The sequence below is a fragment of the Leucobacter aridicollis genome (genome assembly GCF_024399335.1).
Lineage (GTDB): Bacteria > Actinomycetota > Actinomycetes > Actinomycetales > Microbacteriaceae > Leucobacter > Leucobacter aridicollis_A.
In genome coordinates this window covers 2,651,592-2,672,008 of the sequence record NZ_CP075339.1, presented here as the reverse complement: position 1 = coordinate 2,672,008, position 20,417 = coordinate 2,651,592, and the positions used below count along the sequence as shown (strand labels likewise).

The 20,417-nt window shown below is 63.6% G+C and carries 22 protein-coding genes; 16 read left to right on the top strand and 6 right to left on the bottom strand.

Annotated elements, in window-relative coordinates:
• Positions 1-65: 65 nt before the first annotated feature.
• Together KI794_RS12050 and KI794_RS12045 are read right to left on the bottom strand one after the other, a co-directional pair.
• Positions 66-1,655, bottom strand: coding sequence for a hydantoinase B/oxoprolinase family protein (locus KI794_RS12050; RefSeq protein ID WP_255808225.1), 1,590 nt, complete (start codon positions 1,653-1,655; stop codon positions 66-68).
• The gene (locus tag KI794_RS12045) at positions 1,652-3,703 is read right to left on the bottom strand and encodes a hydantoinase/oxoprolinase family protein (RefSeq protein ID WP_255808224.1); all 2,052 of its coding nucleotides are present in this window, start codon (positions 3,701-3,703) and stop codon (positions 1,652-1,654) included. Before KI794_RS12045 ends, KI794_RS12050 begins: the two co-directional genes overlap by 4 nt.
• Positions 3,704-3,774: 71 nt before the next feature.
• On the opposite strand from KI794_RS12045, the gene KI794_RS12040 reads away from it, so the two are divergent.
• Positions 3,775-3,930, top strand: a complete 156-nt coding sequence (locus tag KI794_RS12040) for a hypothetical protein (RefSeq protein WP_255808223.1) — start codon at positions 3,775-3,777, stop codon at positions 3,928-3,930.
• A 166-nt stretch (positions 3,931-4,096) separates the two neighbouring features.
• On the opposite strand, the gene epsC is transcribed toward KI794_RS12040, so the two are convergent.
• Positions 4,097-4,666: a serine O-acetyltransferase EpsC gene (epsC, locus tag KI794_RS12035; protein ID WP_119284723.1), complete on the bottom strand. Its 570-nt coding sequence runs from the start codon at positions 4,664-4,666 to the stop codon at positions 4,097-4,099.
• The gene (cysK, locus tag KI794_RS12030; protein ID WP_119284722.1) at positions 4,663-5,598 is read right to left on the bottom strand and encodes a cysteine synthase A; all 936 of its coding nucleotides are present in this window, start codon (positions 5,596-5,598) and stop codon (positions 4,663-4,665) included. The genes epsC and cysK overlap by 4 nt, the downstream gene beginning before the upstream one ends.
• 224 nt (positions 5,599-5,822) lie before the next feature.
• Here cysK and prmC point away from each other — a divergent pair, with 224 nt between their 5' ends.
• The 15 genes from prmC (at position 5,823) to KI794_RS11955 (ending at position 18,481) form a co-directional block, all read left to right on the top strand.
• Complete coding sequence (gene prmC / locus KI794_RS12025; RefSeq protein ID WP_119285053.1) at positions 5,823-6,668, top strand: peptide chain release factor N(5)-glutamine methyltransferase; 846 nt, start codon at positions 5,823-5,825, stop codon at positions 6,666-6,668.
• 11 nt (positions 6,669-6,679) lie between these two features.
• Positions 6,680-7,498, top strand: a complete 819-nt coding sequence (locus tag KI794_RS12020) for an L-threonylcarbamoyladenylate synthase (protein WP_255808221.1) — start codon at positions 6,680-6,682, stop codon at positions 7,496-7,498.
• A gap of 2 nt (positions 7,499-7,500) precedes the next feature.
• Entirely contained in the window at positions 7,501-8,706 is a 1,206-nt protein-coding gene (locus KI794_RS12015; RefSeq protein ID WP_255808220.1) for an MraY family glycosyltransferase, read from the top strand.
• Complete coding sequence (locus KI794_RS12010) at positions 8,703-9,203, top strand: 3-oxoacyl-ACP reductase (protein WP_255808219.1); 501 nt, start codon at positions 8,703-8,705, stop codon at positions 9,201-9,203. Before KI794_RS12015 ends, KI794_RS12010 begins: the two co-directional genes overlap by 4 nt.
• A 221-nt stretch (positions 9,204-9,424) precedes the next feature.
• The gene (atpB, locus tag KI794_RS12005; protein ID WP_119284719.1) at positions 9,425-10,228 is read left to right on the top strand and encodes a F0F1 ATP synthase subunit A; all 804 of its coding nucleotides are present in this window, start codon (positions 9,425-9,427) and stop codon (positions 10,226-10,228) included.
• Between the two features lie 55 nt (positions 10,229-10,283).
• Positions 10,284-10,508: an ATP synthase F0 subunit C gene (gene atpE / locus KI794_RS12000; protein WP_119284718.1), complete on the top strand. Its 225-nt coding sequence runs from the start codon at positions 10,284-10,286 to the stop codon at positions 10,506-10,508.
• A gap of 33 nt (positions 10,509-10,541) precedes the next feature.
• A complete protein-coding gene (locus tag KI794_RS11995; RefSeq protein WP_119284717.1) occupies positions 10,542-11,093 on the top strand; it encodes a F0F1 ATP synthase subunit B in 552 nt (183 codons plus the stop codon).
• Positions 11,093-11,869, top strand: coding sequence for an ATP synthase F1 subunit delta (atpH, locus tag KI794_RS11990; RefSeq protein WP_119284716.1), 777 nt, complete (start codon positions 11,093-11,095; stop codon positions 11,867-11,869). Before KI794_RS11995 ends, atpH begins: the two co-directional genes overlap by 1 nt.
• 55 nt (positions 11,870-11,924) lie before the next feature.
• The gene (gene atpA, locus KI794_RS11985) at positions 11,925-13,550 is read left to right on the top strand and encodes a F0F1 ATP synthase subunit alpha (protein WP_119284715.1); all 1,626 of its coding nucleotides are present in this window, start codon (positions 11,925-11,927) and stop codon (positions 13,548-13,550) included.
• Between the two features lie 77 nt (positions 13,551-13,627).
• Positions 13,628-14,512, top strand: a complete 885-nt coding sequence (locus KI794_RS11980) for a F0F1 ATP synthase subunit gamma (protein WP_119284714.1) — start codon at positions 13,628-13,630, stop codon at positions 14,510-14,512.
• 24 nt (positions 14,513-14,536) lie between these two features.
• Positions 14,537-15,982: a F0F1 ATP synthase subunit beta gene (atpD, locus tag KI794_RS11975; protein ID WP_119284713.1), complete on the top strand. Its 1,446-nt coding sequence runs from the start codon at positions 14,537-14,539 to the stop codon at positions 15,980-15,982.
• Positions 15,983-15,984: 2 nt separating this feature from the next.
• Complete coding sequence (locus KI794_RS11970) at positions 15,985-16,245, top strand: F0F1 ATP synthase subunit epsilon (RefSeq protein WP_162921338.1); 261 nt, start codon at positions 15,985-15,987, stop codon at positions 16,243-16,245.
• Between the two features lie 58 nt (positions 16,246-16,303).
• Positions 16,304-17,086, top strand: coding sequence for a YaaA family protein (locus KI794_RS11965; protein ID WP_255808217.1), 783 nt, complete (start codon positions 16,304-16,306; stop codon positions 17,084-17,086).
• 5 nt (positions 17,087-17,091) lie between these two features.
• A complete protein-coding gene (locus KI794_RS11960) occupies positions 17,092-17,994 on the top strand; it encodes a PP2C family protein-serine/threonine phosphatase (RefSeq protein WP_255808216.1) in 903 nt (300 codons plus the stop codon).
• Positions 17,978-18,481 (top strand): DUF1307 domain-containing protein, encoded by a 504-nt coding sequence (locus KI794_RS11955; protein ID WP_162921337.1) that lies wholly within the window; start codon positions 17,978-17,980, stop codon positions 18,479-18,481. Before KI794_RS11960 ends, KI794_RS11955 begins: the two co-directional genes overlap by 17 nt.
• A 60-nt stretch (positions 18,482-18,541) precedes the next feature.
• Here KI794_RS11955 and KI794_RS11950 read toward each other — a convergent pair whose 3' ends face one another.
• Positions 18,542-19,348: an ABC transporter permease gene (locus KI794_RS11950; protein ID WP_255808214.1), complete on the bottom strand. Its 807-nt coding sequence runs from the start codon at positions 19,346-19,348 to the stop codon at positions 18,542-18,544.
• Positions 19,345-20,337: an ABC transporter ATP-binding protein gene (locus KI794_RS11945; RefSeq protein ID WP_255808212.1), complete on the bottom strand. Its 993-nt coding sequence runs from the start codon at positions 20,335-20,337 to the stop codon at positions 19,345-19,347. The genes KI794_RS11950 and KI794_RS11945 overlap by 4 nt, the downstream gene beginning before the upstream one ends.
• Between the last annotated feature and the right edge of the window lie 80 nt (positions 20,338-20,417).

Sequence of the window (20,417 nt, the reverse complement as noted above, 5' to 3'; positions counted from 1 at the left end):
AAACCACGCGGCGCGCCGCTCGCGCCGCACTCAGCCGTGGTAGCCGGGTGCGGCGCGAGTAGCGGTTAGGCGGCTCCGAAGCCGCCGCCACCGCCTGACTCGCAGCGCAGCACGTCGCCAGCAGCAACACGCATGGCATTCGCTTTGAGGAGCGAGCGTTCCTGTGGCGTGCCGGGGTTGAGCGTCACGCGTGGCGCGGCGCCTGCTTCACCTCCGAAGAGCCCCCAGGCTGGCGTTACTGATCGCTCCCACCAGAGTGACAGATCTTGGTCAGCTTCGAACGTGTACTCGCGGATGACGCCGTCGCCGCCGCGGAACTCGCCAGCGCCACCAGACCCCTCGCGTACCTCGTAGCGATCGACGCGCACTGGGAACAGTGTTTCGAGTACCTCTACAGGCATATCTCGGAGCGAGCCGTTGACGTTGTTTATGAGCGCGGTTTCGCCATCGCTTCCACTCCACGCACCCCACCCGCCAACGGTTGCTTCCTGGGACAGGAAGTCTCTGCCGGTTCGGGGGTCGAAGCCCATCATCTGCACGATGAGGGAGTCGCCGTAGCTCGCGGCGGCGACAGCGTCAGGCATCGCCTCTGCGAGCGCACGGGTCACGAGGTCGATGAGCAAGCCCAAATGCGAGTAGTAGTACTGCACGGGAGCCGGCTCGACCGCGGCGAGCACCGACCCCTGGCGCACGGTGACGTCGAGATGCTGAAACGACCCGCCGTTGAGCGCCACGTCGGGGCTGAGGAGGGCCTTGTAGGCGACACGGCACGCGGCGACTGCCTGGGCGGCACCGCAGTTGACCGGGCCGCGTGTCTGGTCAGCAGATTCGGTGAGGTCGATGGCGATGCGACCTGCCGAGACGCGCACGCGCACGCGGATCAGGATCGGGGTTTCGAAGTCAATCCCGTCGTTGTCGAGTGTGCCCTCAGCCATGTACTCGCCATCGGGGAGCCCGGCGAGTGCTGCGGCTTCGAGCCGCTCAGTCTGCGCGAAGAACGCGTCGCGCGCGGCGTGTACAAGGTCGAGCCCCCACCGCGACACGATCTCGCGCATGCGATCTGCCCCTGTGCGAATGCACGCTGTTTGTGCGCGCAAGTCGCCGAGCAGCGGCTCGGGGAATCGTGAGTTCGTGGCGATGAGCCGCAGTACCTCTTCGACGGGCTCCCCGCCGGCGTAAATCCGGGTCGCGCCGAGCCGGAGGCCCTCCTGATAGATGGATGTCGAATCCATCGACCCACCGGGATCCTTCGATCCGAGATCAATCCAGTGCGCGCGGCTGGCCGCGAAGCCGATGAGCTCACCGCCGTCGACGCGTTCGAACACGGGCCCGAAGACCGTGACGTCGTTGAGGTGAGCACCGGCAATGTATGCGTCGTTGAGTACCCAGACGTCGCCGGGCTCCCACACGTTACGGCCGAAGCGCTCCTCGGTGTCTCGTGTGACCTCCTCGAGGTTGCCAAGGAAGATCGGCAGGCCACTCGACTGTCCGAGGACCTGGTGGTTGCGGTCCATAATCGCGACAGCGCAGTCTTTTGCCTCGTAGATCGTAGGAGTGTAGGCCGACCGAATGAGGGTCGTGTTCATGTCTTCGGCGGCCTGCAGCAGTGCGCTGCGAATGATCTCCGTGCGTACGGGGTCGATTGAGAGTGTCATGCCTGCACCTCCATGGTGAGATGTCCGAGAGTTTCGCGTCGGATTGACGCGCGGGGTGATACGACCGTTGTGGTCGTGTCTTCGACGATGAGCATGGGGCCCGGTATTGTCTCGCCGACAGGGAGTGCATCGCGGCGCCGGATCGGGGTCTCCCAAACCGCGCCATCGAATCTGACCTGAGCGCTTCGCTCCCCGATGGCGTCCTCGCGGTAGCGCTCGCCCGTGAGGTGACCGAACTCGTTGGTGCCGAGGCCCGTGACTCGGAGGCTGACGCACTCGACCTTTGCCTCGGGCGTCGAGTGCCCGTAGCGCCGCCTGTGCTGGTCGCTGTAGCGTGCTGAAATCACTGCCGTGAACCCAGCCTGACCCGGCTCTTCGCCGTCTTCGAGTGGCACAGTCAGCGTGTAGTCCTGGCCTTCGTAACGCATATCGATCGCCCGCTCGAACCGGCGGAGCTCCTCACGCACACCCTGCTCGGCGAGCTCGGCATCGGCGGCGGCAACGAGCCCCTGCAGCGCGTCGCCGAGGTGCACGGTGTCAAGCTGATCCTCGTGCACGTAGTACTGCGTGCTCAGGTCGCGACGCACATCTGAGCCGAGCATGCCCCATGCCGAGAACGCACCCGGAAACTCGGGAATGAGTACCTCGTGTACGCCGAGCTCCCGCGCGATCGCTTCGGCGTGCATCGGGCCCGCGCCGCCGAAGGCGACGAGTGAGAAGTCGCCGGGCTCACGCCCGTGGTCGACTGTCAGCGTGCGGATCGCCTGCGCCATCTTCGCGTTCGCGATGTCAAGGATTCCCTCGGCGAGATCGGGCGTCGTCATTTCGAACTCAGCGGCGAGCCCCGAAATTGCGCGCTCCGAAGCGACAACATCGAGCGCGAACCTGCCGCCAGCGAAATGCTCGGGATCAACACGGCCGAGCACGGCGTTCGCGTCGGTCACAGTCGGCTCGGTGCCGCCACGACCATAGCAGGCTGGCCCCGGCTGGGCGCCGGCTGAGCGCGGTCCAACCCGCAGCGCGCCAGACTCAGAAAATGCCACTGAGCCGCCTCCTGCACCGATCGTGTGCAGATTCACGAGCGGCATGAGAACGGGGAACCCGTCGGCCTCACCGTCGGTCGAAATGTCTGGCTGACCATCGATCACGAGCGAGGCGTCAAACGAGGTGCCACCCATGTCGACGCAGATCGCGTTCTCGCGTCCGAGGAGCTGCATGAGTGCGACTCCGCCCGCCGTGCCGCCAACAGGGCCCGAGAGCAGCGTCTGCAACGGGTGCTCGGCTGCGAAACCTGCCCCGACGATGCCGCCAGACGACTGCATGACCTGCACGCCGCTCGTGATCCCCTCGCCCGCGAACCTGTCCTCGATGCGCGCGAGGTAGCGGCGAACAACGGGGCCCGTGTACGCCTCGAGCACCGTCGATGACGTCCGCTCGTACTCGCGCCACTCTCGGGCGACGCGGTGCGAGAGCACGACTGCGACCTCGTCGCCGAGCTCCTCGCGGAGAATCGCCTCGGCCGCTAGCTCGTGCGCCTCGTTTGCGTACGCGAACAGCAGACAGACTGCGACAGCCTCGTAGCCGCCCGCTCGAGCCACCGCTGCGGCCGCCCGGACGGATTCCTCGTCGAGCGGGTGCAGTTCGCTGCCGTCGTAGCGGAGCCTGCCGCCAACCTCGACGGTGTCCTCGCGGCTCACAAGGGGTTCTGGCTTGCGGTAGTGAATGTCAAACATCCGGGTGCGGTTGCCGCGTGCAATCCGATAGACGTCGCCCATGCCGCTCGTCGTCACGAGAAGTGTCCGTGACCCCCGTCGCTCAAGCAGCGCATTGAGCCCTTGGGTCGTGCCGTGAACAAACGAGAGGATCTCTGCGGGTGGCACCTCTAGCTGCGCGATAGCGGTGAGCACGCCCTCTGTCAGATCAGCCGGGGTCGTGTCTGCCTTTGAGGCGCGCAGAGTGCCCGTTTCAGTGTTGTGTACGACGATGTCTGTAAACGTGCCGCCGATATCCATTGCAACTCGATAACTCAATGGTGCCTCCTGCTTCATTGCCGTTGGTGGCAGCGTACGGGCAACAAAAAAGGGTGGGCAGTGCGCGCTGCACTGCCCACTCTTGCGAGGTGTGCGAACGGCTCGGCTGTGGCGACGGCGATGTGCGGCATCCCCGCGGCGACCTCATCTCGGAGATACTGGATTACGTCTTCGCGCTCAGCGTGCGGATCGTTGAGCGCATCCATTTCCAGTTCATCGGTCTGAAGATGCTGTCGACGCTGTGAGCGACAGATCAAGGACGGGCGACATTATCCAAGCCACCGTTCGTGTAACCGGCGTAAGCCATGTCGGTACGTTCACGTACGCGAACTGAGGATTCAGGTTCCTTTATGGGTTAAGGACATGGACGATTGCGTCGGGGGCTCGGTCCGTTCCCCCAGAGACGTGTTGCTAGATGACGTAGAACCCGGCAGTGTTTGGGTGCTCCGCGACAGGGGCGCCCCGGCGGGGCCTGCCCGAAGCGGGAATTCCGGTGAGTGTCGTCCACGGCTCGGCCGAGCGAACGACCACGGCGTTCGCCCCAACCGCGGAATCCGAACCGATGACGATGTCACCGAGAAGCTTTGCTCCGGCGCCAAGGACGACTCTGTCTCCGACAGTCGGGTGACGTTTGCCGCTTTGGTGGCCCGTGCCGCCGAGCGTGACGCCGTGGTAGATCAGCACGTCGTCGCCGACCTCTGCAGTTTCGCCGATGACAATGCCCATGCCGTGGTCGATAAAGAGGCGGCGGCCGATTGTCGCGCCCGGATGGATCTCAATTCCTGTGAAGAAGCGAGTGATCTGCGAGATTGCGCGTGGCAAGAATCGCATCCCCTTCTTCCAGAGGGCATGCGAGACGCGGTGCCACCACACCGCGTGCAGGCCCGAGTACAGAAAGAACACCTCAACCGGCCCGCGCGCAGCTGGATCGTGCGCGCGGGCCGACGAGATGTCCTCACGAATACGTGAAATCAGGTTCAAACTGCGAGATCCTCGTAGAGCACCGTCGAGAAGTAGCGCTCGCCAAAGTCAGGGACGATGACGACGATCTTCTTGCCTGCGTTCTCGGGACGCTTCGCGACCTCGACAGCGGCCCACACTGCTGCGCCGCCAGAGATGCCGGCGAGCACGCCCTCGTCGGTGCCGAGTGCGCGTGCCTTCGCAATCGCGTCGGGCAGGGCTACGTCGATGACCTCGTCATAGACGTCACGGTCGAGGATGTCGGGGACGAAGTTCGCGCCAAGGCCCTGAATCTTGTGGGGGCCAGCTGTGCCCTCAGTCAGCAGGGGCGAATCGATCGGCTCGACGGCGATCACCTGAACGCCGGGGTTCTGTTCCTTGAGGTAGCCGCCCGCGCCGGTAATCGTTCCACCCGTGCCGATGCCTGCAACAAAGATGTCGACCGTGCCGTCGGTGTCGTTCCAAATCTCGGGGCCGGTGGTTGCTCGGTGAATTGCGGGGTTCGCGGGGTTGCCGAACTGCTTCGCAAGGATCGCCCCAGGCGTGTTCGCGACGATCTCTTCAGCCTTTGCGACCGCGCCCTTCATGCCGAGGGGGCCCTCGGTGAGAACGATTTCTGCGCCGTAAGCTGCGAGCAGCTTGCGGCGTTCAACGCTCATGGTCTCGGGCATCGTCAAAATGACCTTGTAGCCGCGCGCTGCGCCAACGAATGCGAGTGCGATGCCTGTGTTGCCGCTCGTGCCCTCGACGATTGTGCCGCCAGGCTTCAGCTCTCCCGACTGCTCAGCGGCATCGATGATCGCGACACCAATGCGGTCCTTCACGCTCCCGGCGGGGTTGTAGAACTCGAGCTTTGCAAGCACTTCGGCTTCAGCGCCGTCGGTCACGCGGTTGAGGCGGACCAGGGGAGTGTTGCCAAACGCCTGGGTGATGTTGTCGTGAATGCGAGCCATGCGGAATGACCTCCGTGTCGTGATGTGGTTCAGCGTAGGTGAGTTATGCCACCAGGTTATCTGAAACTTTCTGAATGCTTATGCTCATGCTCGTTGTGTTACAACGCCTTACGCGAATGGGTATTCCCGAAGTCGCGAAGTCTGCGTGGCGGTGAGGCCCCGTGCGAGAGAATGAGCAAGTGACTGACGCATTCGGACCCCAGGTCGACCAAGTTCTTCGCGTGATGCGCGACAGGTTCTCGGAGGCGGGGATCGTCGACCCAGAGGTCGACGCCGAGCTGCTCGTCGCTCATGTGCTTGATGTGAGCCGCGGCAGGGTACAGGCGCTGGCGATCATGGGTGAGCGTCTGACGGAGGCTGAGGGAGACCGGCTGCGCGACCTCGCTGAACTCCGCGCCTCGCGACTGCCGCTGCAGCATCTGACAGGGAAGGCGCCGTTCAGGTCTCTCGAGCTACGTGTCGGCCCTGGCGTGTTCGTGCCTCGGCCAGAGACTGAGACTGTCGCTCAGTTCGCGATCGACGCGCTTACGCTCGCCCCGACGCCGGAGCCGCTCGCCGTCGACCTGTGTACAGGCTCAGGCGCCATTGCGCTCGCCCTCGCAGCAGAAGTGCCAACCGCGCGTGTCTGGGCGGTCGAGAAGAGTACCGACGCTCACGCCTGGGCCGCCGAGAACGTCGTAGCGCTTGGCGATGGTCGGGTCGAGCTCATTCACGGAGACCTCGCAGACTTCGTTCCGGGCAGGCTCGCCCCGGCGCGGCTCGCCGGGCGAGTCAACGTGGTTGTGTCGAACCCGCCGTACGTGCCCGCCGCAATGGTGCCGCGGGACCCTGAGGTGCGCGACCACGATCCTGATCTCGCGTTGTATGGGGGCGACGACGGGCTCGATGTGATCAGGATCATCAGCCGTATCGCAGCGAACCTGCTGGCCCCTGGTGGCGCGCTTGTGCTCGAACACGCCGAGGGGCAGGGGGCGGCGATTCGCGAGCTGCTCGCCGCCGATGGGTGGCGTGCTGCCGCCACTCATCCAGATCTCACGGGCCGCGACCGCGCCACAACCGCACTGAAGTAGAATTGCGAACTATGTCCGAGGTATTTGACTGTTCAGACGGCGCCCAATTGCTGCAGGGGACGAGACTCGCTCGCCAGTCGCTCGGCCGGGGCGAACTCATCGTCATGCCCACAGACACCGTCTACGGCGTTGCGGCTGACGCGTTCTCGCCCGAGGCCGTGCAGCGACTGCTTGATGCGAAGGGGCGCGGAAGGCAGTCGCCCCCGCCGGTGCTCATTCCAAACGTCGTTACCCTTGCGGCCCTTGCTGCCGAAGCGACCGAGGCGCTCCACGACCTCGCTGACGCTTTCTGGCCTGGCGCCCTCACCATCATTACGCAAGCGAATCCGTCGCTCAGCTGGGATCTCGGCGAGACTGGCGGAACCGTTGCGCTGAGGATCCCAGGAAACGAATTCGCGCGCGAGCTTTTGCAGGAGACTGGGCCGCTGGCGGTTTCCTCGGCGAACAAGACTGGTCTGCCAGCGGCTGGTTCCGCACAGGAGGCGCGTGACATGCTCGGCGACTCGATCGCCGTGTACCTCGACGGCGGGGATGCCCGCGGTGAAGCCTCCACGATTATCGACGCCACGCTTCTCGGTGGTGACGGCACCGGAACGGTGCGGGTACTGCGGCAGGGCAGCATCACTGTTGCGGACCTGCAACGAGTACTCCCGGACGCTACAGTCCTCGAGCAGCCAGCCCCTTCAGCGACTCCGCTCGCTGAGACTGAAGCCGAGTCTGAGCCTGCGGGCGGGGCCGAGCCAGTGCGTGAGGTGAAGCCCGCGCCCTCGGGTGGCGAGGATGCTTCCAAGGGCGATGAGAATTCTGAGGCGCCGCGAGTCAGCGACTAGTCATGTTCCCCTACCTTCCGGTGTTCGCGGTGGCGGTCGTCGTGACCGCGGCGGCGTCGTTCGGCGTGCTGCGGCTCGCCAGGCGCTTCAAGCTGGCGCCGGAAGTGCGAGAGCGAGATGTGCACAAGAACCCGACTCCGCGCCTTGGCGGCGTCGCGATGTTCATTGGGTTGCTTGCTGGGCTCGGCGCCGCAGCCCTGTTTCCCGAGTTCCAGGGGCTCTTCAGGGACGGCTTGAAAATGTGGGCGCTCATCGGGGCATGCCTGCTTATCGCAGTGATCGGGTTTCTCGATGACTTGCTCGACCTGGACTGGATGATCAAGCTCGGTGCCCAGCTCCTCGCCTCGGGCGTGCTCGCCTGGAACGGCGTGCAGATCGTCTCGATTCCTATCGGGGACACCCTTGTCATCGGCTCGTCAACTGTGAACTTCGTGCTCACCGTGTTCCTCATTACCCTTGTGATGAACGCTGTCAACTTCGTCGATGGCCTTGATGGCCTCGTTGCAGGTGTGGCGATCATCGCGAGCGGGACATTCTTCGTCTATACGCTCATCCTCAACTCGCAGCTTGGCAACTCACAGGCAGTGACATTCGCGAGCCTGATTGCCCTCGTGCTCGTCGGGATCTGCGTGGGCTTCATCCCGTTCAATTGGCATCACGCACGAATGTTTATGGGCGATACGGGAGCCCTGCTTGTCGGCCTGCTCATGGCGACGTCGACGGTCTCGGTCACGGGCGACCTCGATCCCGCGGCCCTCGATCTTAAGCTCGTGCTTGCGAGCTACATTCCCATCCTGTTGCCATTCGCGGTGCTCGCGATGCCGTTGGCTGACTTCGTGCTCGCCGTGCTTCGGCGCCTCCGTGCCGGAAAGAGCCCGTTCGAGGCAGACCGCCTCCACCTGCACCACCGCCTCCTAGATATGGGGCACTCGCCGGTCCAGGCGGTTTCGATCTTCTACCTCGGCACCGCGGTGCTCTCGGTGGCGGGCTTGCTCGTCTTCACCAGTCAGAGCTTCGCCCTGCCACTGATCGTGCTCGTCGTCGGCATCGTGGCGGGCGTACTACTCGTCAGGTTCCCGGCAAGCCGGGTACGCGCAGCACTCGCGCAGCGCAGATTGGTAGCGTTACAAGAGCGGGGTGGCCCCGCACCTGGCCCGGACGTACGCGCAGACCTCGGCGCGACGCCCAACGAAAGGACCACCGAGTGAGCACACCTGTGCACCCCGAACCCGCACAGTCGCCGGAGCTTGAACCCTCCACGTATGGCAGCGGCGAGTACCCGATGCCATCTTCACAGCCCATGCTGCTTCGCGGTGTGCGCTGGGGCATCATCGCGACTGTCGCCTCGATGCTCGTGTTTGCGGCCGTCGGTTTCCTGGTGAGTGGCACGAACGGCCTCGTTGGTGGGCTCATCGGGGCCGCAATTGGGGGAGCGCTGTTGCTCGCCACTGTTGGAAGCATCGCGTTCGCGAACCGGTTTGTGCAGAGTCCGGTTTACCTGCAGATCTTTATGGGGATCGTCATGGGCACCTGGGTGCTGAAGCTCATTGCATTCGTCGTCGCCGCGTTGCTCCTTCGAGATCAGCCCTGGCTTGACCCGAAGATGCTGTTCATCGCGCTCGTGGCTACAGTAATTGTCTCGATCGTGATCGACACAGTGATTGTTGCCAAGGCACGCGTACCATACAGCGCAAATCTGCCGTAATTCTGCGCGGGCTTGAGGGGAGATTCTCAGCCACCGCAAAATCTTGACCCGCGAGGGCCCCTCCCGAGTTTCGCTCGGGGTGAAACCTTGTTAGGATAAGTTCGTTCCCAGCCCCGTGGCGCCATTTCTGAGTGCCCGCGAGCAGGGCGCACGACCATCGTTCGATGCCGTGCGGCTGACGCCGCGCCCCGAATCAGGAGAATGGCCTGTTCGCTAACGCTATGCACCTCGTTGCCCCCGGACTTATTCGTGCCGAGGAGGGTGGCTTCCACGGTCCTACTCTCAATGACTTCTTCCCGCCGGCAGTCCTCTTCGAAGGCACACCATTTGAGATGAACCGGATCATGTTGATCCGTATGCTCATGGTCGTCGTGCTTCTCGTGCTGTTCTGGCTCGGAACGCGCAAGCTTCGCGTGATCCCCGGCCGCGGGCAGGGTGTCCTTGAGTTCGCCCTCGATTTCGTGCGAAAGAACACGATCGAGTCGCAGCTCGGCGTGAAGGAGGGGCGCCGCTTCGCACCGCTGCTCATGACGATCTTCTTCCTCGTCTTTGCGTTCAACATCACTGGTGTGGTTCCGGGGCTGAACATCGCTGCCTCGTCGGTCGTTGGCTTCCCGATCTTCATGGCTGTCGTCGCGTACGTCACGTTCATCTACGCGGGAATCAAGAAGCACCCGGGCAAGTTCTTCAAGAACTCGCTCTTCCCGGCTGGCGTGCCGAAGGCAATGTACCTCCTCGTCACCCCGATCGAGTTCATCTCGACGTTCATCGTTCGCCCGGTGACACTCGCCCTTCGACTGCTCATGAACATGCTCGTCGGCCACATGATCCTCGTGCTTCTGTGGGCTGCAACGAACTTCTTCATCCTGTACGCAGGCGGCCTGTTCCCCGCACTCGGTGCCGTGACCTTCACATTTGGTTTCGCGTTCACCCTGTTCGAGATCTTCGTCGCAGGCCTCCAGGCCTACGTCTTCACCTTGCTCACCGCGCTCTACATCCAGCTCGCGCTGGCCGACGAGCACTAAATCAAACCTTGGGTTCGGCAACCGCCGCGCTCACACACGGAAGGAAACACATACTGTGTCTGTTCTCGCTGAAATTTCGGGCAACATTGCAACCGTCGGCTACGGCCTCGCTGCCATCGGACCCGCCATCGGTGTGGCAATCGTGGTCGGCAAGACCATCGAAAGCACCGCACGCCAGCCTGAGCTCGCCGGCAAGCTCCAGGGCATGATGTGGATCGGCATCGCGTTCACCGAGATGCTCGCCCTCATCGGCGTTGCAACCTACTTCATCTTCCAGTAAGCAACCTTTCACTAGTCTCGAAAGGGAGGCAAGATGAATCACGCAGTGCAGTTCGCCGCTGCAGAGGGCGCTACTCAGAACCCGCTGCTTCCGGCAACGTACGATATCGTCTGGTCGGCGATCGCGTTCTTCATTATCCTCATCGCATTCTGGAAGGTCTTCCTCCCGAAGGTGCAGGTCATGCTTGACGCTCGCGCCGAAGCGATTGAGGGGAACATCGCAAAGGCCGATGAGGCTCAGGCGAAGGCAGAGGCTGCCTTGCAGGAGTACACCGCGCAGCTCGCAAGCGCTCGCCAGGAAGCTGGCGAGATCCGCGAGGCGGCACGTCTCGATGCGACCAAGATCGTGTCGAAGGCAAAGGAAGACGCCACAACCGAGCAGGCCCGCATCACGCAGGCAGCTCAGGTGCAGATCGAGGCAGAGCGCCAGAGCGCCCTCGTTTCGCTGCGCAAGGATGTTGGCTCACTCGCAATCGATCTCGCTTCTGGCGTGGTCGGTGAGAGCTTGAGCGACGACAAGAAGGCATCGGCTCTCGTCGACCGCTTCCTCGTCGACCTCGAAGCGTCCGAACGGGCGGCGAAGTAATGGGCAGCGCGTCACGCGAGGCACTCGCGAAGGCGAAGTCCGCGCTCAGCGGCCGCCTCGGGAAGGCAGTCGGTTCAGAGCTTCTTTCGGCGTCTGCGCAGATCGAGGGCTCACCTGCCCTCGTGAGTGCTCTCGCTGATGCATCGCTCCCGGCTTCTGCGAAGGCAGAGGTCGTCGGCAAGCTCTTCGGCAGCCTGTCGGCTGGCGCGCGCTCTGTGCTCACCGCAGCAGTCGAGCAGAACTGGTCGACCGCGGCTGAATTCGTTGATGGCGTCGAGGAGCTTGGCTTCCGTGCGCAGGCGCTTGCAGAGCCCGGCCTTGCCGATGAGCTGCTCGCGGCGACAGCGACGATCAACTCGAGCCATGAGCTCGAGCTCGAGCTGGGCAACAAGCTCGGCGATCCCGCAGCGAAGGCGCAGCTCGCGTCGAAAATCTTCTCTGGCAAGCTCTCAGCTGGCGCGCTCGGTGTCGTGGCCCACGTGGTCGCAAACCCGCGCGGTCGTCGCGTCAATGCAGCGCTCACTGAAGCGGCTCGCGTGGCCGCTGACCAGGGTGGGCTTGAGCTCGCGACGGTGACCGTTGCGGCTCCGCTGACAAGCGCACAGCAGGAGAAGTTGGCTGCTCTGCTCGAGCAGAGCGCTGGCCGCAAGGTCAAGGTCACCACGGTTGTGGACCCTGCCCTGATCGGCGGCGTCCGTATCCACATGGCTGACGACGTTATCGACGGAAGTGTCCGGGCTCGCCTGGAAGACCTCCGCCAGCGGCTCGCTGCGTAGAGCACAACATAGTTACTTGCCGGAGAGTCTCTCCGGAACAGATAGAGGAAACGAAATGGCAGAACTCTCAATCAGCCCGGACGAGATCCGTAGCGCGCTGAATGAATTCGCAGCATCGTACGAGCCGGCTCAGGCAGGGAAGACCGAGGTCGGAACTGTCGTCGACGCGGCTGACGGCATTGCACACGTCTCCGGGCTTCCCGGAGTGATGGCCAACGAGCTCGTTCGCTTCGCAGACGGCACGCTTGGCCTTGCACAGAACCTCGAAGAGGACGAGATCGGCGTTGTCGTGCTCGGCCAGTTCACCGGTATTGAGGAGGGCCAGCAGGTCACCCGCACCGGCGAGGTTCTCTCGGTTCCCGTGGGCGAGGGCTACCTCGGCCGCGTGGTCGACCCGCTCGGTAACCCGATCGACGGCCTCGGCGAGATCACCGGCATCGAGTCGCGTCGCGCCCTCGAGCTTCAGGCTCCCGGCGTCATGCAGCGTAAGTCGGTTCACGAGCCGCTGCAGACTGGCATTAAGGCGATCGACGCGATGATCCCGGTTGGCCGTGGCCAGCGCCAGCTCATCATTGGCGACCGCCAGACCGGCAAGACCGCTCTTGCGATCGACACGATCATCAACCAGAAGGCGAACTGGGAGTCGGGCGACACCAACAAGCAGGTTCGCTGCATCTATGTTGCTATCGGCCAGAAGGGCTCGACCATCGCTTCGGTGAAGGGCGCCCTTGAGGACGCAGGTGCGATGGAGTACACCACCATCATTGCTTCGCCCGCATCTGATCCCGCAGGCTTCAAGTACCTCGCTCCGTACACCGGCTCGGCTATCGGCCAGCACTGGATGTACGACAGCAAGCATGTTCTCATCATCTTTGATGATCTTTCGAAGCAGGCTGAGGCATACCGCGCCGTTTCGCTGCTGCTCCGCCGCCCGCCGGGGCGCGAGGCATACCCGGGTGACGTGTTCTACCTCCACTCGCGTCTGCTCGAGCGTTGCGCAAAGCTCTCGGACGAGCTCGGCGCGGGCTCGATGACCGGTCTGCCGATCATCGAGACGAAGGCGAACGACGTTTCGGCCTACATTCCGACCAACGTGATCTCGATCACCGACGGCCAGATCTTCCTCCAGTCGGACCTGTTCAACGCGAACCAGCGCCCCGCAGTTGACGTGGGTATCTCGGTGTCTCGCGTTGGCGGCGACGCGCAGGTGAAGTCGATCAAGAAGGTCTCGGGCACGCTCAAGCTTGAGCTCGCTCAGTACCGTGCGCTCGAGGCATTCGCGATGTTCGCATCCGACCTCGACGCGGCAAGCCGTAAGCAGCTCGAGCGTGGCGCACGCCTCACCGAGCTCCTCAAGCAGCCGCAGTACTCACCGTTCGCGGTTGAGGAGCAGACGGTTTCGATCTGGGCAGGCACCAAGGGCTTCCTTGATGACGTCCCCGTCGTAGACATCCTCCGTTTCGAGCGCGAGTTCCTCGACTACCTCGGCCGCAACTCCGAGGCGCTGTCGACGCTTGCGAAGACGAATGTTCTCGACGACGACATCGTTGCTGAGCTCACCGCTCAGATCGAGAAGTTCAAGAGCGAGTTCCTGACCGCTGAGGGCAAGTCCCTCAACGAGCAGTTCGACGCGCTCGACGAGGCAGAGATCCAGCAGGAGCAGCTCGTCGTCAAGAAGTAGCTGAGGCGGTGGGGGCGCCAGCGCCCCCACCCCTCGCCACTTGACAACTTGCAAGCACCGAACAACACAGGAGAGACATGGGAGCGCAACTTCGGGTCTACAGGCAGCGCATTCGCTCTGCCCAGACGACCAAGAAGATCACCCGTGCGATGGAGCTCATCGCTGCCTCACGCATTCAGAAGGCACGGGCTCGCGTTGACGCCTCAAACCCCTACACCCAGGCGATTACCCGGGCTGTATCGGCGGTTGCGACGCACGCGAAGACCGACCACCCGCTGCTGACCGAGGCTGACACAGTCGAGCGCGCAGCAGTTGTGATCTTCACCTCCGATCGCGGCCTTGCAGGCGCGTTCAACTCGCAGGTACTGCGCGAGGCCGAGGAGCTCAGCGAGCTGCTTCGTGCCGAGGGCAAGGAGATCTCGTACTACCTCATCGGGCGTAAGGCGCAGGGGTACTTCACCTTCCGCCGTCGCGCTGCTGAGCGCGTGTGGGTTGGGGACACCGAGAACCCGGTGTTCGAGACCGCCAAGGAAGTTGCAGAGGCTGTCGTCTCGGCGTTCCTTCGCAACAGCGACGAGGGCGGTGTACAGGAGATCCACCTCGTATACAACCGCTTCATCAGCATGGTCACGCAGGCGCCGCAGGTTACCCGCCTGCTGCCGCTGCAGATCGTTGAGGGCGTCGCAGAGGCGAACGACCTGAACCCGCTGTACGAATTCGAGCCAGAGGCAGACGTCGTGCTCGACAAGCTGCTGCCCGACTACATCGAGTCGCGTATTTTTAACGCGATGCTTGAGTCCGCAGCTGCAAAGCACGCGGCAACCCAGAAGGCGATGAAGTCCGCGAGTGACAACGCTGACACACTCATCCGCGACTTCACCCGCCTTGCCAACAACGCACGCCAGGCGGAAATCACCCAGCAGATTTCCGAGATCGTGGGCGGCGCTGACGCGCTGTCCTAAGTTCAGACTGAAGAGAGAAGAGACATGACCGATACGGCCACCACCAAGGTCACCGGGCGCATCGCCCGCGTTACCGGCCCCGTCGTCGACATCGAGTTCCCGCACGACGCGATCCCCGGCGTGTACAACGCACTCGAGACGACTGTCAACATGGGCGAGGGCTCTGAGCCCTTCACCCTCGTCCTCGAGGTCGCACAGCACCTCGGAGACAACCTCGTCCGCGCAATTGCGCTGAAGCCCACCGACGGCCTCGTCCGTGGCCAGGAAGTTGTTGACACCGGCGACTCGATCACCGTTCCCGTCGGCGACATCACCAAGGGCAAGGTCTTCGACGTTGCCGGTAACGTTCTGAATCTCCCCGAGGGTGAGACGATCGAGGTTACCGAGCGCTGGGGCATCCACCGCACCCCGCCGGCATTCGACCAGCTCGAGTCGAAGACTGAGCTCTTCGAGACTGGCATCAAGTCGATCGACCTCCTCACCCCATACGTGCAGGGCGGCAAGATTGGTCTCTTCGGTGGTGCGGGCGTCGGTAAGACCGTCCTCATCCAGGAGATGATCCAGCGTGTTGCTCAGGATCACGGTGGCGTGTCGGTGTTCGCTGGCGTCGGCGAGCGTACCCGTGAGGGCAACGACCTCATCCACGAGATGGATGAGGCAGGCGTCTTCGACAAGACCGCACTCGTGTTCGGCCAGATGGATGAGCCCCCGGGGACGCGTCTTCGCGTTGCGCTTTCGGCGCTCACCATGGCTGAGTACTTCCGTGATGTGCAGAAGCAGGACGTGCTCCTCTTCATCGACAACATCTTCCGCTTCACGCAGGCCGGTTCTGAGGTGTCGACCCTTCTCGGTCGTATGCCGTCGGCTGTGGGCTACCAGCCCAACCTCGCGGACGAGATGGGCATCCTCCAGGAGCGCATCACCTCGACCCGCGGCCACTCGATCACCTCGCTGCAGGCAATTTACGTTCCTGCAGACGACTACACCGACCCGGCCCCGGCAACCACCTTCGCGCACCTTGACGCGACAACCGAGCTCTCGCGTGAGATCGCGTCGCAGGGTCTGTACCCCGCAATCGATCCGCTGACCTCGTCCTCGCGCATCATGGATCCCCGTTACTTGGGCGAGGATCACTACCGCGTGGCAACCACCGTCAAGCAGATCCTGCAGAAGAACAAGGAACTCCAGGAGATCATCGCGATCCTTGGTGTCGACGAGCTCTCGGAAGACGACAAGATCACCGTCTCGCGCGCACGCCGCATCCAGCAGTTCCTCTCGCAGAACACCTACATGGCGAAGAAGTTCACCGGTGTTGAGGGCTCGACGGTTCCGCTCAAGGAGACCATCGAGTCGTTCGATGCAATCACCAAGGGCGAGTTCGACCACGTCGCTGAGCAGGCATTCTTCAACGTTGGTGGAATCTCCGATGTTGAAGAGAAGTGGGCTCAGATGCAGAAGGATATGGCCTAATCATGGCGCTCAACGTCAAGGTTGTCTCGGCAACGAGCGAGATCTGGTCTGGCGCAGCCAGCCAGGTTGTCGCGAACACTGTCGAAGGCGAGATTGGTATCCTCACCGGCCACCAGCCGTTCCTCGCTCTCCTCGCGAAGGGTGAGGTACGCGTGACGACTTCGGCGGGCGAGAAGGTTACCGTGAACGCTGAGGACGGGTTCCTGTCTGTCGACCACGACACCGTCACCGTCGTAGCCGGCGACGCCGTGCTCGTCGCGTAGGCTGGCTGTCACAGAAACGGACGGGCTGCTGCCCGCACCGCGCTAGGCTAGAGTCACTATGCGTATCCTGTTGCCGCCCTCTGAGACCAAACGTCTCGGAGGGCGGCTTCCGTTTTCCCCCCGCGAGCTCTTCCTCGGGGAGCGGCTCGCCGCCCCGCGCGCCGCGGCCCAGCGGGCACTTGAATCAGTAAGCGGCGATGAGAGCGCGGCGACGAAGGCGCTCAAGCTTGGCGTGAAGAACCGCGACGAGCGGCTGCGAAATCTTGAACTCGATGCGAGCGGCGCAATGCCGGCGATTGAGCGCTACACGGGCGTGCTGTACGACGCCCTCGACACCGAAACCCTCGCGCCTGAGGCACTCGACTGGCTCCGCGATCATGTGTTCGTGCAGTCAGCGCTCTTTGGTCTCGTGCGTGGTGGAGACGCCATACCTGCGTACCGCGTCTCGGCGTCCTCTCGGCTCCCAGAGCTTGGCTCACCGCTCGCAAAGCTGTGGGCTGCGCCACACGAGGGCGCGCTCGAGGGATCTGCGTACGTTCTCGACTTGAGGTCAAAGGACTACGCAGCACTCGCTCCGCTCGGCGCGCTCGGAGCGGAACAGGCTGACTACCTCGAAGTGGTGGCGCGCTCAGACGATGGTGAGGTTCGCGCTCTGAACCATTTCAACAAGGCAGCAAAGGGCGACCTCGTTCGCCGTCTCGCAGAAAGTGCGCCTGCGATCTCGTCTCGGTCTGAGTTGCTCGAGTGGGCCCGCGCAACTGGGCTTGAGCTTGGCGTGGGCGCCGACGCGTCAACGCTTCGACTGGTGACGCTTCAGGGCGTCCCGGCAGCGAGCCGCTAGAATACATGAGTGCAGGAGATGAGCTGGTGACCACCCACGGTGAGAACGCGGTGAGGCGACGCCTCGCGTACCGTCAGGGCGGGGAGGCCGACATTGAGCTCTCCTGGCACGCTATCACGCACGTCGGCAACCGCCGAGAGACGAACCAGGACAGTTTCATTACAGTGCCGCCGGTGTTCGCCGTCGCTGACGGCATGGGCGGTCACTCGGCTGGCGAGGTTGCGTCGGCTGCGGTGGTGCGCCGGCTGAACGAGCTCGCCGGCGACCTCACGGTGACGGAAGACGACATTCTCGAGATCCTCACTCAGGCCGTCGATGACATCGAAATCGACACTGGCGACACCGAACTTGGTGCGGGCACAACAGTGACTGGCGTCATTGTGAGTGAGCAGAGCGACACCCCCGTGTGGAAGGTCTTCAACATCGGAGACTCCCGCGTTTATCAGTACTTCAAGGGCGCGCTCAGCCAGATCACTGTCGATCATTCGGTCGTACAACACCTCCTCGATACCGGTGCGATCACCGAGGAAGAGGCCGAGGTTCACCCGCACGCAAACGTAATCACCAGGGCTGTCGGGCTTGGCGAAGCGCCGCTGCCCGATTACACGACGCTCGCCCTGATTCCGGGCCAGCGCATCCTGATCTGCTCAGACGGGCTCACCAAGGAGCTCACAGAGGTCGGTATCCAGTACTTCCTCTCCACTCAGCACAGTGCTGAAGACGCAGCGAACACACTCGTTGAGCAAGCACTCAACAACGCCGGCCGCGACAATGTTACGGTCGTGGTGATCGACGTTCACGCAGTTGGTGACGTGATCGACACCGGAAGCCTTGCTTCGAGCGGTGTCGAGTTGGAACCGAGCGGCGACGCTCCATCAGTTGAGGAGAAGAGTGCTGACGAAGCTTAGCCCCCAGGCCACCAAGCGAACAGGCAAGGTCGCGGCAGTGATTGTCGCCGCTGCGCTCGCCCTCACGGGATGCAGCGGTGGTGATGACACCACGGGTGAGACCACCGAGACGACGCTCACTCGTTCGGTCGAGGGCGCTGAGCTCACGGTGACCTACGTCGCCGACGGCGACAAGGTGACCAAGCAGACGACCAAGAACGTCGTCAACTATGAGGCCAGCGGTATCGCAGATCGCGCGGCTGCCGAGGAGTCGGTTGCTCCGCTCGCCGAGCAGTACAAGGGAATCAAGGGTGTCGAGCATTCGATCGACTTCGGGGACGATGAGCTCACCGAGACAGTCACACTCACCTACGCGGATCTTGATCTCGAGAAGCTGGCGTCTGTCACCGGCGGCGACCCCGGGGAGAACCCCGAGGAGGCGCGCGACGTGAGCCTCAAGGAAGCAGTGAAGACCCTGACTGACAGCGGATTCACCGAAGTCAAGTAGACCCGATCCTGATCGCTGCGTGATGACACCGGGCGCCCGCATGGGGCGCCCGGTGTTTCGCTATCCGCGGCGGCGCAGCGCCAGCACGGCAGCTGCGACGGCAGCTGCGCACCAGACAACCACAGTGACGAGGTCTCGTGGTGTCGCGTCGAACGCCTGGCCGGCGAGGCCAGCGCGCATGAGGTTCGCCATTGGCTCGATTGGAAGGATCTCGTGCGCCGCGCGAAGCCAGTCCGGCAGGTTGGCGGCTGGGAAGCTGACTGGCGAGAACAGCAACAGCAGAAAGACAAGCATCTGCGAGACGAGCTGAGTGATCATTGGTGGCAGCAGCGCCGCAAACGCGTACCCGATCGACGCGGCTGTCAGCGAAATCAGAATCGCGACGGGCAGCACCCACGGCGCCAACTGGTAGGTGATGTCGTAGCGGAGCGCGCCAACAATCGTCCCCAGGATCAGGCCGGGGAGCGCGAGCAGCGTCCACACCGTGAGGTCTGCGGCGAGAAACGCGCCGCGGGGGAGTGGGAGCGTTCGCAACCAATCGGCGCTCCCCTCGGTGCGTGCCTGCACCATCGCCTGCGGAGTCATCACGAGGCCGATCACGATAAGCGTGATCGTCGGGGCCCCAGTCGCCAGGAACAGTGCAGCCTCATGGTTGACGTCGCCAATGAGTAGCCCGTAGCCGAGCACAGTGGACACGGCGAGCGCCGTCTGGACGACTGCCATGAGCGGGAGGAACTGTGCTTGGCGTCTGACCTGCCACTGAATGAGAAGCAGCGTTCCGCGGAGGCCGCGCAGTGTGCGGGCGGCGGGGGACCCGCCCGGTGCGGGCGTGCTGACGAGCGTCGGAGCGGTCGTGAGGGAGGTCATGCTGCGACCTCCGTCCCCGCGCCGACGAGCTCAAGGTACGCGTCCTCAAGCGAGGCCGGTGTGAGTGAGAACCGCTCGACTTCGCCTCGCTCGACCGCTGTCTGTGCCCACGCCACAACCTCGGCTCCACGTGCGGCGGGGACAGGGACGATGCTCTGCGCTGGGCGTGTGACGCTCGGGCGAAGCCCCGGTGGAAGAGTGGGAAGGTCTCGGCCGTCGAGCTCAAGAAAGAGCTCGCCGCGAAGGTGCGCCGTGAGCTCGGCGGGGCTGCCGGCCGCGAGCACCCGACCGCCGTCGAGCACCACCAGGTCATCGACTGTGCGCTCGGCCTCCCGGACGTTGTGCGTGACAAGGAGCACTGCCGCGCCGGCCGCGGCTGTGTCGCGAATCGCATCCCAGAGGAGACGGCGCCTTGCCGGATCGACGTCGTTTGTTGGCTCGTCAAGAATCACGAGGTCGGCTGGCTGAACGACGGTCATGCAGAATGCGGTGAGCCGCGCGACCCCGCCAGAGATCTTCTCTGCCGGGGTGTCTGCCCAGGGGCCGAGATCGAGCGCTTCGAGGAGATTGTTCGTGCGGCGGCGTACGGCTTCTGGCGCCCCGCCACGAATACGGCCAACGAGCTCGACCGCCTTTCGCGGGGTGAGCCCGGTGATGGGCACGTTCGCCTGGGCCTGTACTGCGACGATCTCGCGCGCTCGGGCGGCATGGGCGACGGCGTCGACGCCGCTTACGCGAATGGTGCCCGACGTGGGGCGAAGTAGCCCGACGATCTGGTTCACCATCGTCGTCTTTCCTGCGCCATTGTGCCCGAGCACACCGAGAACCCGGCCGGCGTGAGCGGTGAGTGAGACGTCGTCGTTCGCGGGGGCCTTTTTGCCGCCGTACTGCTTCACGAGGTGCTCGATTGAGAGCACTGGCTCGCCTGTCGCACTCGCCGCTGGCAGCAGTGCTGGGTCGCTGGCAGGCGACGAATGGATGGGGGACATCGAGATGCTCCTAACGAGTCAGATACTGATTGGTATGAATATACTCATAGGTATCTCAATGACGCAAGGGGATCTTTCCG

What these genes read in the sequence shown, in the direction of transcription:
- atpA (WP_119284715.1), top strand. Translation starts at nt 11,925, where the DNA reads ATGGCAGAACTCTCAATCAGCCCGGACGAGATCCGTAGCGCGCTGAAT.
- KI794_RS11950 (WP_255808214.1), bottom strand. Translation starts at nt 19,348, where the DNA reads ATGACCTCCCTCACGACCGCTCCGACGCTCGTCAGCACGCCCGCACCG.
- KI794_RS11965 (WP_255808217.1), top strand. Translation starts at nt 16,304, where the DNA reads ATGCGTATCCTGTTGCCGCCCTCTGAGACCAAACGTCTCGGAGGGCGG.
- KI794_RS12045 (WP_255808224.1), bottom strand. Translation starts at nt 3,703, where the DNA reads ATGAAGCAGGAGGCACCATTGAGTTATCGAGTTGCAATGGATATCGGC.
- KI794_RS11970 (WP_162921338.1), top strand. Translation starts at nt 15,985, where the DNA reads ATGGCGCTCAACGTCAAGGTTGTCTCGGCAACGAGCGAGATCTGGTCT.
- cysK (WP_119284722.1), bottom strand. Translation starts at nt 5,598, where the DNA reads ATGGCTCGCATTCACGACAACATCACCCAGGCGTTTGGCAACACTCCC.
- atpH (WP_119284716.1), top strand. Translation starts at nt 11,093, where the DNA reads ATGGGCAGCGCGTCACGCGAGGCACTCGCGAAGGCGAAGTCCGCGCTC.
- atpB (WP_119284719.1), top strand. Translation starts at nt 9,425, where the DNA reads ATGCACCTCGTTGCCCCCGGACTTATTCGTGCCGAGGAGGGTGGCTTC.
- KI794_RS12020 (WP_255808221.1), top strand. Translation starts at nt 6,680, where the DNA reads ATGTCCGAGGTATTTGACTGTTCAGACGGCGCCCAATTGCTGCAGGGG.
- KI794_RS11980 (WP_119284714.1), top strand. Translation starts at nt 13,628, where the DNA reads ATGGGAGCGCAACTTCGGGTCTACAGGCAGCGCATTCGCTCTGCCCAG.
- KI794_RS12015 (WP_255808220.1), top strand. Translation starts at nt 7,501, where the DNA reads ATGTTCCCCTACCTTCCGGTGTTCGCGGTGGCGGTCGTCGTGACCGCG.
- KI794_RS11945 (WP_255808212.1), bottom strand. Translation starts at nt 20,337, where the DNA reads ATGTCCCCCATCCATTCGTCGCCTGCCAGCGACCCAGCACTGCTGCCA.
- prmC (WP_119285053.1), top strand. Translation starts at nt 5,823, where the DNA reads ATGCGCGACAGGTTCTCGGAGGCGGGGATCGTCGACCCAGAGGTCGAC.
- atpD (WP_119284713.1), top strand. Translation starts at nt 14,537, where the DNA reads ATGACCGATACGGCCACCACCAAGGTCACCGGGCGCATCGCCCGCGTT.
- KI794_RS11960 (WP_255808216.1), top strand. Translation starts at nt 17,092, where the DNA reads ATGAGTGCAGGAGATGAGCTGGTGACCACCCACGGTGAGAACGCGGTG.
- KI794_RS11995 (WP_119284717.1), top strand. Translation starts at nt 10,542, where the DNA reads ATGAATCACGCAGTGCAGTTCGCCGCTGCAGAGGGCGCTACTCAGAAC.
- KI794_RS12050 (WP_255808225.1), bottom strand. Translation starts at nt 1,655, where the DNA reads ATGACACTCTCAATCGACCCCGTACGCACGGAGATCATTCGCAGCGCA.